At 61.8% G+C, this 14030-nt stretch carries 14 protein-coding genes; 12 read left to right on the forward strand and 2 right to left on the reverse strand.

Annotated features, from left to right (window positions below):
* Nucleotides 1–235 precede the first annotated feature (235 nt).
* Both G3N97_RS00580 and G3N97_RS00585 read right to left on the reverse strand, forming a co-directional pair.
* Entirely contained in the window at nt 236–1465 is a 1230-nt protein-coding gene (locus G3N97_RS00580; protein ID WP_205991399.1) for an MFS transporter, read from the reverse strand.
* A gap of 173 nt (nt 1466–1638) precedes the next feature.
* Nucleotides 1639–2568 carry a LysR family transcriptional regulator gene (locus tag G3N97_RS00585; protein WP_205991400.1) on the reverse strand — a complete coding sequence of 310 codons (930 nt, stop codon included), beginning with the start codon at nt 2566–2568 and terminating at the stop codon, nt 1639–1641.
* Nucleotides 2569–2722: 154 nt separating this feature from the next.
* Between G3N97_RS00585 and G3N97_RS00590 the strand changes: the two genes are divergently transcribed.
* The 12 genes from G3N97_RS00590 to G3N97_RS00650 all read left to right on the forward strand — a co-directional run bounded on the left by G3N97_RS00590 (nt 2723) and on the right by G3N97_RS00650 (nt 14023).
* The gene (locus G3N97_RS00590; protein WP_205991401.1) at nt 2723–3190 is read left to right on the forward strand and encodes a VOC family protein; all 468 of its coding nucleotides are present in this window, start codon (nt 2723–2725) and stop codon (nt 3188–3190) included.
* A 39-nt stretch (nt 3191–3229) separates the two neighbouring features.
* Nucleotides 3230–4267: an SMP-30/gluconolactonase/LRE family protein gene (locus G3N97_RS00595; RefSeq protein ID WP_205991402.1), complete on the forward strand. Its 1038-nt coding sequence runs from the start codon at nt 3230–3232 to the stop codon at nt 4265–4267.
* Between the two features lie 340 nt (nt 4268–4607).
* On the forward strand, nt 4608–5891 hold the full coding sequence (hisD, locus tag G3N97_RS00605) for a histidinol dehydrogenase (RefSeq protein ID WP_205991404.1): 1284 nt from the start codon (nt 4608–4610) through the stop codon (nt 5889–5891).
* Between the two features lies 1 nt (nt 5892).
* The gene (locus tag G3N97_RS00610) at nt 5893–6663 is read left to right on the forward strand and encodes an SDR family oxidoreductase (protein WP_205991405.1); all 771 of its coding nucleotides are present in this window, start codon (nt 5893–5895) and stop codon (nt 6661–6663) included.
* A 30-nt stretch (nt 6664–6693) separates the two neighbouring features.
* Nucleotides 6694–7683 (forward strand): fumarylacetoacetate hydrolase family protein, encoded by a 990-nt coding sequence (locus tag G3N97_RS00615; RefSeq protein ID WP_205991406.1) that lies wholly within the window; start codon nt 6694–6696, stop codon nt 7681–7683.
* A 28-nt stretch (nt 7684–7711) separates the two neighbouring features.
* Nucleotides 7712–8656: an NAD-dependent epimerase/dehydratase family protein gene (locus G3N97_RS00620; RefSeq protein ID WP_205991407.1), complete on the forward strand. Its 945-nt coding sequence runs from the start codon at nt 7712–7714 to the stop codon at nt 8654–8656.
* 37 nt (nt 8657–8693) lie between these two features.
* Nucleotides 8694–9626 (forward strand): VOC family protein, encoded by a 933-nt coding sequence (locus tag G3N97_RS00625; RefSeq protein ID WP_205991408.1) that lies wholly within the window; start codon nt 8694–8696, stop codon nt 9624–9626.
* Nucleotides 9627–9652: 26 nt separating this feature from the next.
* Nucleotides 9653–9991, forward strand: a complete 339-nt coding sequence (locus G3N97_RS00630) for a Rieske 2Fe-2S domain-containing protein (RefSeq protein ID WP_205991409.1) — start codon at nt 9653–9655, stop codon at nt 9989–9991.
* Between the two features lie 27 nt (nt 9992–10018).
* On the forward strand, nt 10019–11152 hold the full coding sequence (locus G3N97_RS00635) for an FAD-dependent oxidoreductase (RefSeq protein WP_205991410.1): 1134 nt from the start codon (nt 10019–10021) through the stop codon (nt 11150–11152).
* Between the two features lie 32 nt (nt 11153–11184).
* The gene (locus G3N97_RS00640; RefSeq protein WP_205991411.1) at nt 11185–11937 is read left to right on the forward strand and encodes an SDR family oxidoreductase; all 753 of its coding nucleotides are present in this window, start codon (nt 11185–11187) and stop codon (nt 11935–11937) included.
* A 54-nt stretch (nt 11938–11991) separates the two neighbouring features.
* Complete coding sequence (locus tag G3N97_RS00645; protein ID WP_205991412.1) at nt 11992–12996, forward strand: ornithine cyclodeaminase family protein; 1005 nt, start codon at nt 11992–11994, stop codon at nt 12994–12996.
* Nucleotides 12997–13012: 16 nt separating this feature from the next.
* Complete coding sequence (locus G3N97_RS00650; protein ID WP_205991413.1) at nt 13013–14023, forward strand: dihydrodipicolinate synthase family protein; 1011 nt, start codon at nt 13013–13015, stop codon at nt 14021–14023.
* Nucleotides 14024–14030 lie beyond the last annotated feature (7 nt).

Genomic DNA, 14030 nt, shown 5'->3' on the forward strand with positions numbered 1-14030 from the left:
CTGCCGAACGCCCCTTTACCCGTGACAGACGATGACGCGGGAGTTGAAGTCCGGAATAGTCAGGTGAAAACGCAATGTCGTGAAAATCGGCAAGGCGCGACATAATGTTGAGAATCTACTTAGTGCGCATTACGCCTCGATTCACAAGTTTTCCGGCAATCCAGCAATCGGTCCGGCGCGTTGCATCAGCCAGCAGCGTCGGCACCAGACGGATTGCACCGCGGCCCAACGCGCACTAGCTGAGCTTGAAGTGCCGTGCGCCCAGAAACGTGTAGACCCATGCAAGGAGGGCGAGAACGATGACCATCGTTCCGCACATCTCCACTACGATAAAGCGCGATCCCCAGTGAGCGACCATCGGCATGATGACGAGCGGATTGCAGAAGTAGCCGACGAACTGGGCGGTCGTAAATGCCCCCGTACCGAAGCCGCGTCGGGCGAGCGGCAGCGAACGCAGACCCCAACTGACCACGGCGGGCAAGACCACACCGCAGCCCAGACCGTTTACCGCACCACCCAGCGTCAGCATCCAGGGATCGTGCGCGGCACCCATGCAGATAAATCCCGCCCCGAGTACGACCGAGCCCAGTGCAAACTGCTGCGTTACCGGGAGTCGAGGCCCCAGCCACAGGCCAAAGACAATGGTCCCGGCGATGATGCCGAGGCTGTTCAGCGCATACGCCATACCGATCTGCACAGTCGAATGCATACCCAGTTGAACCAGCATGAATGACAGATGGATCGGCACCACCATGAACACGAAGCCAACGCCGAATGCGACCAGACAGATGACAGTGAGCAACGACGGACGGAATTTCGGCTCGTCAACCGGGACGCTACCTTGCACGGCCAGTACGTCAGCCCTGCTTCGAACATCCCACAGAAAGATCTGTACGAGCGGTGCAAGCACGAGAGGCAGCGCATAGGCAGCAAACGGTGCCCGCCAGCCATACACCCCGAGAAATCCGCCCATCAGGTTGAAAATGAAAGCGGAAGTCGACGCTATCGTCACCTGAAGTGATGCGTAACGGTCGCGGCGGGCACCGCTGAAGTAATCACCGATCAACGACGTGCTGAGCGTCATCACGGCGGCTTCCGCAGCACCGACAAGCGCACGACTGCCGATAATGGTGTAGATCGAGTTGAGGTAGAGCGGCGCGGTCCCTGCGATGGCATAGAACAGGAGCGAGAGGACGAGTACGCGCTTCCTCCCGATCCGGTCACTGAGCGCGCCCAGCACTGGTGCCATGACGCCGAGTACCAGATTGGGCATCGTGACCACGACGGGAACCAGCGTAGCAATGCCTCGCACACCGGCGAAATACTGCTGCATCGCCGGTAACACAGGACCGATCACGATCGGCGCCAGTGTTCCGCAAATGACTGTACTGAGAAGAATAAGCGCATGAAAGAAACTTGCTTCGCGCGCCGGGGCGGCAGAACGCCGCTCGGTGAGGGCATGCATCAGGGTGTCTCCGGTCTGGATGTGCACCGCATGCATCCCTTCGCATGACCGGATCTGCGCTGCACGGCTTGTTGTTGACCGAATCATTCCGTCCAACGGGCTTGTGCACAATCAATTTATATCGACGACATCATTTGATCGCGTCGAAAGACCGCCCGGGGGCCCAAGCCTGCTCAAAACGACGGCGACTCCAGCAGGGACACGACACCGGCCTGCTCCTGGAGAACACTGCGCAACCATGTGTGTGCCGGGTCGCCCTCGTTGATCGCATGCCACTGCATCACTTCCACGAGAGGCGGCAAATCCATCGGCAGCGGCAAAACGCGAAGCGGAAGATACCGCGCATAGACACGTGCAAGCCTCCCGGGAACGGTAGCAATCCGGTTGGTCCCGATGACGAGTTGTGACAGCGTATTGAAATTTGTGGTCGTCACTTCGATGGCCCGCGTGACCCCAAGATTAGCCATCATGAATCCCTCAAAGCTCATGCTGCGGCTATCGCCAAAGGTCGCAGCCACATGCCCCAGCCTGCAGAACTGCTCGAGGGTCAGCGACTCTCCGACCACGGTATTGCCTTTCCAGACAATGCAGTTGAACGCCTCCTCGAAGAGCTTCTGCGAGGGCAGATCAGGGTTGGTATACACGCTCGGGTAGATCACCATGTCTACCTCTCCCCGCTCCAGCTGCGCGGGGACGTCATCCGACATGTTGGCAATGTGCAGGCTGATACCCGGCGCTTCCCGCCAGAGCCGGGCCACGACATCGGTCAGCAGCACCGTTGTCAGGTAGTCCGACGTGCGGATCACAAAGTTGCGCCGTGCCTGAGCCGGATCGAACTCGAGCCGCGTTACCACCGTGGACTGTACCTTCAGCAAGATCTCACGCACCGGCTGAGCGAGGCTGCGTCCCAGCGGCGTCAGCTCCATGCGACGGCCGACCTGAACAAGCAGTGGATCGTTGAAATATTCACGCAGCCGCCCAAGCGCGCTGCTCGTTGCCGACGCGCCAATATGCAGACGCTCGCTCGCCCGCGTCACGCTGCGCGTATCAAGCAACGCGTCCAGCGCGACCAGCAGGTTCATGTCGAAGTGGCCCAGTTTCATGCCGGGTACTATTCCGAAACCATCCGATGCCATCAATACGTACTTACACCAAGAATTGATAGTCTCGATATTCAATTGACCCTAGAGTGTCGACATTCCAACGCCTCATCACCACTGCCTGGTGAGGTCTCACCACAGTCGGAGACACCCTGGTATGCGCAACACGATTTCCCCGCCTACGTCGGACTCCCCGCAGCCAACGCGACTCCTTCCGGTCCTCCGGCCTCATCATTTTGGCATCAGCGTGCCCGATCTGGACGCCACCATCTCCTGGTACGACCGCGTTCTCGGTTTCACGCTCGAGAAGCAGGAAGTCATTGAACAGATCCCGGCGCGCATTGCCTTTCTGCGGCGCGATGCCTACCGCATCGAACTCTTCGAGGTCCCTGGTGCAGCACCGCTTCCTGCCGGGCGACGCAAGCCGGACGTGGACCTGCATACCCACGGCAACAAGCATATGTGCTTTGAGGTACCGAACATTCCCGCTGCCGTGGCGGCGTTGCATGCCGAGGGCGTTGACATTGCCATGGTTGACGGCAACCGCATGGCCTACATCCGGGACCCGAACGGCAATCTGATCGAGTTGCTCGAACCCTTTGCCATGGACCGCCAGCCACGCTGACCACGCGTTCCCGCTATCACACTCAGGCATATCTTTTCCATGACGACTTCACGCAATCCGTTAGACGGCTGGCAGGTCAATCGCGGTGACATCAGGATGGTTGGCCAGAACCTGCTGCGTCCCGAATGCATCCTCGCGGAGCCCGATGGCACGCTCTGGACCGCTGACGCCCGCGGAGGCGTCATGCGTATCAGACCCGATGGCACGCAGACGCTGATCGCCCAACAAACGGGAACGTCTGATGTACCAGCCTTGCACGACGCCAAGCAGCTTGTCATGGGCGGCACGCTTCCCAACGGCCTGGCCTTCGACCGCGAGGGGGATATAGTGATCGCGAACTTCGGCACGGACGCCATCGAACTCATGACGCGTGACGGTGCTTCGCGCACGCTGTATGACCACATCGACGGCAAGCCGCTGGGCAAAGCGAATTTCGTGCTCACCGACTCGCGCGGCCGTATATGGTTCACCGTCACCACGCGCCGGGTCCCCTGGACCCGGTCGATCAACGAGAAGAGTGCCGATGGTTACGTCGGACTGATCGATGAATACGGCATCCGCATCGTCGCGGACGGTTTTGTCGGGACCAACGAAATCCGGCTCGATGCCACCGAGGAATGGCTCTACGTTGTCGAGACGAATGCCCGTCGCATCTCGCGCCTTCGCGTGCAGGACGATGGCTCATTGACGGGCCGCGAGATCTATGGCCCGCAAGATCTGGGCGGGTTTCCCGACGGTTTTGCCTTCGACGTATATGGCAACCTCTGGATCACGCTGATCCTCAACGAAAGGCTGATTGCACTCACACCGCATGGTGAGGTACTCACGCTGCTGGACGACGGAGATCCCGAAGCCATCGCACGCTATGAAGCGCATTACCAGGCCGGCACGACGACGCCCGAACTGATGGGTGCCTGCCGCGGCACCCTCGCTCCGATGATGGCGAGCATCACGTTCGGCGGCCCTGATCTGCACACCGTCTATCTCGGCAGCCTCGGCGGCACCAGCCTCGCAAGCTTCCGCTCGCCCGTTGCCGGGCTGCCGCTCGCACACTGGACGAAACGGGGGGGCGCGTGATTCTCGAAATCGCAAACTTCCGCATCGTGCCAGAAGGCGACCAGGCCTTCGAGGCCCCATACGGCGCGGCCCAGCAATTACTCTCAGCCACGCCCGGCTGCCGAAGCCACAAACTGCAGCGCTGTATCGAGGACACTGCGGAAACCCGGCTACTCATCCATTGGAACAGCGTTGTAGACCACCTGCAGGGGTTCCCGGGCTCGCCGTGTTTCGCGCAATGGCGCGCACTGCTGCAAGCCGTTCTTTGCAGAGGCACCCATCGTCGTGCACTGCGAGCCCGTCATCCTGTGCGCCTGAGCCCGCAATTCCACCAGTTTTCCGCATCCTGGAGTACACCCATATGATCCAGCACGTCAAGACGGGCCAGAGTGCCCAAGTCAAAGCCGATAACAACGCACAGGTGCGCGCCACCGTCGAAAAGATCATCGCCGATATCGAGGCTCGGGGCGAAACCGCAGTGCGCGAATACTCGGAACGCTTCGACAGGTGGAACCCCGAAACCTTCCGCCTCTCGCCACAGGAAATCCAGGCGTGTATCGACGCGCTGCCGGCACAGGCCATCGAAGACATCAAGTTCGCCCAGGCGCAGATCCGCCGCTTTGCGCAGATCCAGCTCCTGTCGCTGCGGGACGTTGAAGTCGAAACGTTGCCAGGCGTGGTGCTTGGCCACCGGAACATCCCCGTCAATTCGGTGGGCTGCTACATTCCCGGCGGCAAATATCCACTACTCGCCTCTGCCCACATGAGCGTGCTGACGGCGAAAGTCGCAGGCGTCAAGCGCGTGATTGCCTGCGCACCACCGTTCGATGGCAGGCCGTCGCCCGAGATCATCGCAGCCATGGCGCTCGCTGGCGCGGATGAAATCTATGTCATGGGCGGCGTACAGGGCGTAGCCGCAATGGCGCTCGGCACCGAACATATCGCCCCGGTAGACATGATCGTCGGCCCTGGCAACGCGTTCGTCGCGGAAGCCAAGCGCCAGCTCTACGGCCGTGTGGGCATCGATCTGTTCGCGGGTCCAACCGAAACGCTCGTGATCTGCGATGACAGCGTCGATGCCGAGCTCGTCGCCGTCGACCTGCTTGGCCAGGCCGAGCACGGTCCGACCTCTCCGGCGTACTGCATTACGACCAGCCGGAAGATCGCCTCCGAGTTGCCCGCCGCCATCGATGCCGTGCTCGCGCGCCTGGACACCGCCCCCGTCGCCCGTGTGGCGTGGCGCGACTACGGTGAGATCATCCTGTGCGATACCGATGAAGAAGCGCTCCAGGAGGCTGAACGCCTGTGCTCCGAACATGTGCAGGTGATGACGCGGGACCCCGACTGGTTCCTGCAGCGCATGACGAACTACGGCGCGCTTTTCCTCGGTCACCGCACCAACGTCTCGTACGGCGACAAGGTGATCGGCACAAATCACACGCTTCCGACGATGGGCGCAGGCCGTTACACGGGAGGGCTGTGGGTCGGCAAGTTCATCAAGACGCACAGTTACCAGCGGATTCTCACCGACGAGGCCTCGGTCGAAATCGGCAAGGTCTGCTCGCGGCTGTGCGCGCTTGAACACTTTTCCGGTCACAAGGAGCAGGCGGATATCCGCGTGCGCCGCCTTGGCAAGCAGGTCTGAGATGACTGCGCACACCGTGACCTGCAGTAACCGCCCTGTCGCCGTCGTCACCGGCGCGACAGGCGGCCTCGGCGCGCAGATCTGCCGCGCACTGGCCGACGCCGGCTTCGCCATCGTTGCCGGCTATCGCAGTTCGGCCGATGCTGCCCAGGCGCTTGTCCGGACACTCGGCGGAACCGGTCATTGTGCGCTTGCGGTGCCTGTAACCGACACTGCGGTGCTCGCTGGACTCTCCGATGCGATCAAAACGCGCTATGGCCGTTGCGACGTCCTCGTGAACTGCGCGGGTACCACCCGTTTCGTCGAACATGCCGATCTCGACGGCCTTGACGACACACTCATCGACGAAATTCTCGCCACGAACGTACGAGGTCCCTTCGCCGCGGTACGTGCACTGCATGCCCTGCTGACGAAGAGCGAGCTACCCGGCGGGGCGGTGGTTATCAACGTCTCATCGATTGCCGCCCGGACCGCGATGGGCAGCAACGTCATGTATTGCGCCTCCAAGGCAGCGCTCGACAACCTCACGAAGTCGCTTGCGCGCGCGCTCGCACCGACCATCCGCGTCGTCTCGGTCTCGCCCGGGCTCGTCGACACCGAATTCGTGAAATCGATGGACGTTGCATGGCGTGATGAACAGGCTGCCCGAACGCCACTCGGACGTCTTGCCCGGCCGGAGGAAGTCGCGGCTGTTGTGGTCACAGCCGTTCGCGACCTGCACTTCACGACCGGATGCGTCTTGCCAGTCGACGGCGGTCGCCCACTCAAATAAACAGAAATAGACATACAGGAGACTGACCCAATGAAACTCGCGTCCCTCAAGTCCGGGTCCCCCGATGGCGAACTCATCGTCGTGTCGCGCGATCTGCGTCGTGCCGTGCACGCAGCGTCCATCGCACCGACGCTGCGCGCGGCGCTCGATAACTGGCAGGCCGCAGCGCCCGCGCTGGACGCGCTCTACGCGGAACTCAACGCGGGCGCGGCGCTGGATGCGTTCCACTTCGATCCTTACGCCTGCGGCGCACCGCTGCCGCGCACGCACCAGTTCATCGATGCATCAGCGTTCCTGAATCACGGGCGCATCATGACACAGGCGTATCACCCAGAAAAAAAGACAGACCCGTCGATCCCGGTGCTGATCCAGCGCCAGGCTGATGATTTCAGGGGCCCTCACGACGAATACCCGTTTCCGGATGAAGCCGATGAGTGCGACTTCGAAGGAGAAATCGGCGCCATCCTCGCCGACACCCCGATGGGTACGCGGGCGGCCGATGCGCTGGCGCAGGTGCGCCTGCTCGTACTCTTCAACGACGTGAGCATGCGGAAGCACCTGTTTCGCGAACTGGGCATGGGTTTTGGTTTCATTCTCGGGAAAACCGCCACTGCGTTCGCGCCCGTCGCTGTCACGCCCGACGAACTGGGCGACGCGTGGCAGGACGGCCGCGTACACCTGGACATGCGCGTGCAGCGCGACGGAACGCTCGTCGGCCATCCGAACGGCCGGGAAATGAGCTTCGGTTTCCACGAACTCATCGAATACATCACGTACAACCGGAACCTGCGCAACGGCATGCTGCTCGGTTCGGGCACGTTTTCCAACGTCGATTACCGCTCAGTCGGTTCCGCATGTCTGGCCGAGCAGCGCGCGATCGAGAAGCTGGAACACGGTGCACCGTCCACGCCGTGGCTGCGCTTCGGCGAGCAGCTGCACTTCGAGATGCGCGGAAGCGATGGGCAATCCATGTTCGGCGCAATCGAGCATCGCTTTGTGCAGGCAAAGCATTTCCGCTGAACGACGGGTACCACCAGAGGCATATGACATGACACATATCGTCGTAACCGGCGCGCAGGGATTCGTCGGCCGTTCGCTCGTGAGACGGCTGCTCGCGCAAGGATTGGCCGGCATCCCGGTGTCGAGGCTCACGTTGCTGGACGTCGCGTTCGATGCACCGCCCGCCGATGCGCGCGTCGTGCAGATCGCAGGCAGCATCGCGGACGAAGAAGTCCGCGCGCATGCGTATTCGCATCCGGTCGACGCGGTATTTCATCTGGCGAGCATTCCGGGCGGCGCAGCCGAAAAGAACTACGCTCTCGGCCGGTCGATCAACCTCGATGCCACACTCGGACTGCTTGAAGATCTCCGCGGCCAGCCGCGCCCGCCACGCTTCGTATTTGCGAGCACGATCGCCGTCTATGGCGAAAAATTGCCCGACACGGTGGACGAGACAACGCTCCCGGCCCCCGTGATGAGCTACGGCGCGCACAAGCTCGCGGGGGAGATCCTGGTATCCGACGCGACGCGTCTTGGCTGGGTGCAGGGCTGCTCGCTGCGACTGCCCGGAGTCGTCGCGCGTCCGGGCGACGGTGCGGGCATGATGTCGGCTTTCATGAGCCAGCTGTTCTGGAAGCTTGCCGTTGGCGAGCCAATCACCATTCCGGTGTCTCCGGAAGGCGTTGCGTGGTGGATTTCGGTGGGCGCATGTGTCGACAACCTGCTTTACGCGGCGACTATCGATACCGCCCGGCTCAATAGTCGTCGCGTCTACCAGATGCCGGTACTGCGACTCACGATTGCCGATGTCGTCGACGCGCTGGCGGCGCGTTTTGGCGACGACTGCAAGGCGCTTGTCCACTACGCCCCCGATCCGTTCATCGAGCGGCTTTTCGCACTGTACCCGCCACTGCTGACGCCGGAAGCAGAGCACATCGGACTGCGCCACGACGGCAGCATTGACCAACTTATCACACGCGCGATGGCCGACTGACGGCAGCGCGAACGATCCAACATGGCGAACTGAAAAAATGAATATCCTGGGACTCGAATTTCTTGTCTTCAGCGTCGACGACATGGCCGGCTCGCGGCAGTATCTGCTCGACTACGGCCTTGCCGAACGCGAATACGACCCGGCGCTGGGTGGCGTATTTACCGCGCTCGACGGTACCGGCCTCATCGTGCGTCCCGACCACTATCCGGGCCTGCCGCCCTCGCCGCCTGGCACCCTCACGCCGGTATTGCGCGAAACCGTCTATGGCGTCGACAACGCCGACACGCTTGCAACCCTGCGCGCCCATCTAGAAGCTGAACGGGACGTATACGCGGATGCCGATGGCACCCTTCACTGCATCGACGACTCTGGTTTCGGCGTTGCGTTCATGGTCACAAAGCGTCGCAACTTCGACGCACGCTACCTGGGATTCAACGTCCCTGGACAGGCCCCCGGCCGCCCGGCAAACGATACGGCCGCCAATCCGGATGAAGTGATCAAGCCGCGCACGCTCTCGCACGTCGTCTATTTCGTTGACGACGTGAAGAAGGCTGAAGCGTTCTACGCGCGACTGGGCTTCAAAGTCGTTGACCGGTTCAGGCACCTTGGCCCGTTCATGCGGCCTTCGGGGACGACCGACCACCACACACTCTTCCTGATCCAGAGTCAGAGTGCGCACATGGTGGGGTGCAATCATTTCACCTTTCACCTCGGCTCAGGCGGCGAGGTCCTCCAGCATGGCTGGAATTTCGTACAGAAGGGATACAAGAGCTTCTGGGGGCCGGGCCGACATGTCCTTGGCGGCAACTTCTTCTGGTACTTCAACAGCCCGTTCGGGGCGACGATGGAGTTCGACGCGGACATGGACCTGCACGACGACAACTGGGTGCCGCGCTTGCTGGATCCTGGCGCAGAAAACTCGCAGATTTTCCTGTTCGATGCCTGCAATAAATGGGCTCCGGGGGAATGAGCAGGAGGCACCACACCGAGGAACAGTTGCTGTGCACGCTGGCCTCCCTCCCTGATGGTCACTCCCGCGGCATGTTGCGCGAAGGTACAGACGACCGGCTCTGCGTGATCCGTCAAGGCGATCAGGTACTCGTGTGGCTCAACGATTGTCCGCACGAACACCGGCCGATGGAATACCGGCAGGACCGGTTTCTCTCGGGAGATGGGCAGCACATCGTGTGCTATGCCCATTCGGCACACTTCGACATACGTACTGGTGAGTGCTTCGCGGGACCCTGTATTGGTCAACACCTGACGAAAGTGTCGGCCCGCGTAGAGGACGGCAACGTGTGGATTCCGGCGGAACTGCCCTCCGTCTTTGACTGACGCAACCAAGCAATACGGAGACGCATCATGGCACAGATCGGCAGGACACTCGTGATCGGTGGAGGCATCGGCGGCATGTGCGCGGCGATCCTGCTACGCCGGCAAGGCATTGCCGTCGATCTGGTCGAAACCAATCCTCAATGGGCGCCTGACGGCGCCGGCATCACCATCAGCGGACCCACACTGCGCAGCCTTCGCGACGTGGGCGTGGTCGATGAAGTGTTGAGGCATGGCGGCTGGTGGAACGCCATCGATGTTTGTGACAGGGACGGAAACATCGACGTCACGGTACCCGTCGTACCTGCCATCGGCGCCGAAGATCTTCCCGGCGGTGCCGGTATTATGCGCTCCGCACTCGCCGGCATTCTCGGCAAGGCCACCCGGAACGCTGGGGTCAACATTCGACTCGGCCTGAGCTTCGAACAGCTCGACCAGGATGAAAGCGGCGTCGACGTGCTGTTCACCGACGGCAGCGCGAGCCGCTTTGATCTGGTCATCGGTGCGGACGGCATCCACTCGGCCGTGCGACGACACATGATGCCCGACTTCACAGGTTCCCGGTTCACAGGCCAGGGATCGTGGCGGGCAGTCATGCCACGTTACCGCCGGAATTCAACCATCTATATGGGAGAGACGGCCAAAGCTGGCATGAACCCGATCAGCGAGACCGAATGCTATCTGTTCGTGCTCGACAGGCGTGACAACATGAATTTCATCGAACCTGCGCACTGGCAGAAGGAGCTGGCCAGGTTGCTTGCAGAATTCGGCGGTGTGGTGGGTCAGTTCCGGGACGGTCTGCTTGACGGGTCGATCCGCCATCCACGCATCCTGTACCGACCGCTTTCCTCCCACCTGATCGCCGGCCCCTGGCACCGCGGACGTATCGCGCTACTCGGTGATGCGGTACACGCCACGACACCGCATCTGGCGTCTGGCGCAGGCATTGCCATCGAGGGGGCCCTCGTCCTGGCCGAAGAACTGGAACGACGGCCTTCGCTCGAAGATGCACTTGCCGCCTATGCGGACCGTCACCGTGACAGGGCAAGCCTCGTGGTCGATGCGTCCTGTCGACTCGGCGAGCTTGAGCGCGAACGGGGACCTCGTGACGAGTACACCCGCGTCATGGTCGAGGCACAACAGGCTTTGCGAGCCCCCATGTAACCCCTCCTTTCCTGATTACGGAAGACACCCACATGACCACACGCACCGATACGCGCCCGCGCGTTGCCGTCGTCACCGGCGCTGCAGGCGGCCTGGGCGAAGCCTTCGCGGCACAACTCGCGGCCAGCGGACATGAACTTGTGCTGACCGATCGCGAACCGTGTAACGCCCTCGTCGGGCGCATCCGTCAGGATGGCGGTCGCGCCTGCACTCTCGCCTGCAACCTTGATGTCCCCGACGAAGTCGAGCAGTTTGCGAGCCGCGTGCTTGAGGAGTATCAAACCATCGACGTCCTCGTCAATAACGCCGCGTACATGCCGCATGCAAATCTGGCCGACATCAGCGCGCAGCTCTGGCGACAGATCATGGCCGTCAACGTGGATGCCCCATTTCTGCTCGCGCAAACCTTCGCGCACGGAATGATCCGGCAGCGATGGGGCCGCATCGTCAACCTCGCATCCAGCTCGGTCTGGGGGCCTCCATCCGGAATGACGGCCTACGCCAGCAGCAAGATGGCCGTAATCGGGCTGACCCGCGCGCTCGCGTCGGAACTCGGCGCGCATGGCATCACCGTCAACGCCATTTCACCCGGCCTCACCCGTCACGCCGGCAGCGCAGCCCACGTGCCACCGGCCCACTTTGAAGCCGTCCGGATGCGGCAATTCATTCCGCGAACCGAGACGCCCGACGATCTCACAGCCGCGCTGGCGTTTCTGGTATCCGACGCTGCTGCGTTCATCACTGGCCAGGTGATCAATATCGATGGCGGTGGCTTCGGATTTTAGCGCGGCACTCGCAACCGCACATTGCTTCATTCAACATCAAAAGGAATCAGACCAATGACCCAGGCCATTCATCCGCCGGTGTTTGTCTCCGGCAACGCAGCCCGGGAAGTGTTTCGATGGGAAGACGCCATCCGGGCACTCCAGAAGACCTACAGCCTGCCGCTCAGGGCGGCTGCAACGCCTCCACGCACGATCGCACGCGCGGAGGGGACCTGGTTGCGCACGCTTCCGGCCATTCCGCCCGGCAGCCGTTTTTACGGCGCGAAACTCATGGGCATGGCCGCCCGTTCGTCGACCCCGGGCGTTGAATATGTGGTGGTGCTCTACGATCACGAAACCAGTCGCATCGCGGCCTTCGTCGACGCTAACCAGATCACCGGATTCCGTACCGCGGCAACTTCAGCAGCCGCGCTCGACCGTCTTGCGCCGCACCGCCCTGCCCGCCTTGCCGTGCTCGGCAGCGGACTGGAGGCATCGATGCACGCGCGAGCCTTCGCAGCCGTTCGGGAATTCTCCGAAGTTGTCGTCTTCAGTCCGTCCGAAGATCGCCGTCACGCGTTCGCCGAAGCCGTGACGCAGGATCTCGCCGTGCCGGCCAGAACGGCCGCGAGCGCGGAAGAAGCCGTCGAAGGTGCGGATATCGTGCTGGGAGCGGCCCGTTCGCGAGACGAGCAGCCGATCCTCTATGGCAACTGGCTGAAATCAGGCAGCCTTGTCATGTCGATCGGCTCAACCGTTCCGGAGCAGCGCGAGATCGATATCTCGGTCGTTGAACGCAGCGATCTGATTGTCGGCGACATGCTCGAGGAAGTTCTCGAACAGACCGGTGACATGATCGCGGCGAGCCACGCAGGCATTGATTTCCACCATAAGGCGATCAGTCTGGCAGACCTGATGAGCGGCGTGCATGACGAACGGGTCAAGGCCGCGTCTGCACCGTTGTTCAAGTCGGTAGGTGGTGGCCTCCAGGACGTCGTCGTGGCCGAACTCATTCTGACCAAAGCGCTTGAGGCAGGACTCGCCACACCGCTGCCGGTCGCCTTTGAAACCAAACACTGAAACAGGGAGATTTACCATGGCCAGATATCACCGTAACGAGGCCCGCGAATGGGCACGCGAACATCTCGTGGGTGTTGCCAATGTCGTCATCCCCACGATGACGTCCGATTTCCAACGCCTCAACGAGAAAGCGATCCGTCATGACGTGGAAACCACGATCGGTCACGGTTTTGCCGGCGCGCTCGCGTGCTCGGAAGTTGCAATCACGCCCGATGAATACGAACAGTTCACGCGAACCATGGTTGAGCAGGCCAATGGCCGGATCTTCATTGTCCATCAGGCTGTCTTCAACACGCTCGAAGACAATATCGCGGCCGTAAAGCGTGCGGAAGCCGCCGGCGCCGAACTCGTCCTGCTCGGTTACCCGCCGTTCTTCTATCCGAAGTCGTACGAAGAGGTCTACGATTACACTCGCGCGCTGTGCGACGCGACGAATCTCGCCGTCATGATCTTCCCGTTGCCGAGCTGGGGCTTCTCACGACTGCATCCGTCGGATCTTCCGCTGCCCCTGCTGCGCAGGCTGGTCGACGATTGCCCGAACGTCGTCGCGATCAAGGCGGAAGGCGGGATGCCGCACATCATGGCAGCCATCGAGGTGCATCGCGCGTTTCATAAGGAAGTCGTGATCTCGATGCCGATCGAATGGGAATACATCCCGCTCGCCCAGATCATCCCGGTGCAGTTCTGCGGGACGAACTTCTCGGCCTACTACGGCCCGGTGCTACCGAAGATCTTCAACCTCATCAAGGAGGGTAAGTATAACGAAGCGACCGACTGGTTCTACAAGCTCGATCCCGCGCGCAAGGCGTTCAACAGCGTGCCACAGGCCTCTAACGGGCTGATCAACCGGGTAATGTGGAAATACGAAGCTTGGCTGCAGGGCTATAACGGCGGCCCGCTGCGTCACCCGACCGCGCGCATCTATTCGCGCGACATGGCCGCGTTACGGCGAGGTCAGGAAGCCGCCGGATTGAATCCGACGAGCGATCCCGACGAAGCGTTCTTCATCGGCCGTCATCCGGACTGAGGCCTGC

This window comes from Paraburkholderia sp. Ac-20347, assembly GCF_017104805.1.
GTDB classification, from domain to species: Bacteria; Pseudomonadota; Gammaproteobacteria; order Burkholderiales; family Burkholderiaceae; genus Paraburkholderia; species Paraburkholderia tropica.

Bases quoted from the DNA above. Each gene is read 5' to 3' on its own strand.
- G3N97_RS00580 (WP_205991399.1), bottom strand. From the start codon at position 1,465: ATGCATGCCCTCACCGAGCGGCGTTCTGCCGCCCCGGCGCGCGAAGCA.
- G3N97_RS00585 (WP_205991400.1), bottom strand. From the start codon at position 2,568: ATGAAACTGGGCCACTTCGACATGAACCTGCTGGTCGCGCTGGACGCG.
- G3N97_RS00590 (WP_205991401.1), top strand. From the start codon at position 2,723: ATGCGCAACACGATTTCCCCGCCTACGTCGGACTCCCCGCAGCCAACG.
- G3N97_RS00595 (WP_205991402.1), top strand. From the start codon at position 3,230: ATGACGACTTCACGCAATCCGTTAGACGGCTGGCAGGTCAATCGCGGT.
- hisD (WP_205991404.1), top strand. From the start codon at position 4,608: ATGATCCAGCACGTCAAGACGGGCCAGAGTGCCCAAGTCAAAGCCGAT.
- G3N97_RS00610 (WP_205991405.1), top strand. From the start codon at position 5,893: ATGACTGCGCACACCGTGACCTGCAGTAACCGCCCTGTCGCCGTCGTC.
- G3N97_RS00615 (WP_205991406.1), top strand. From the start codon at position 6,694: ATGAAACTCGCGTCCCTCAAGTCCGGGTCCCCCGATGGCGAACTCATC.
- G3N97_RS00620 (WP_205991407.1), top strand. From the start codon at position 7,712: ATGACACATATCGTCGTAACCGGCGCGCAGGGATTCGTCGGCCGTTCG.
- G3N97_RS00625 (WP_205991408.1), top strand. From the start codon at position 8,694: ATGAATATCCTGGGACTCGAATTTCTTGTCTTCAGCGTCGACGACATG.
- G3N97_RS00635 (WP_205991410.1), top strand. From the start codon at position 10,019: ATGGCACAGATCGGCAGGACACTCGTGATCGGTGGAGGCATCGGCGGC.
- G3N97_RS00640 (WP_205991411.1), top strand. From the start codon at position 11,185: ATGACCACACGCACCGATACGCGCCCGCGCGTTGCCGTCGTCACCGGC.
- G3N97_RS00645 (WP_205991412.1), top strand. From the start codon at position 11,992: ATGACCCAGGCCATTCATCCGCCGGTGTTTGTCTCCGGCAACGCAGCC.
- G3N97_RS00650 (WP_205991413.1), top strand. From the start codon at position 13,013: ATGGCCAGATATCACCGTAACGAGGCCCGCGAATGGGCACGCGAACAT.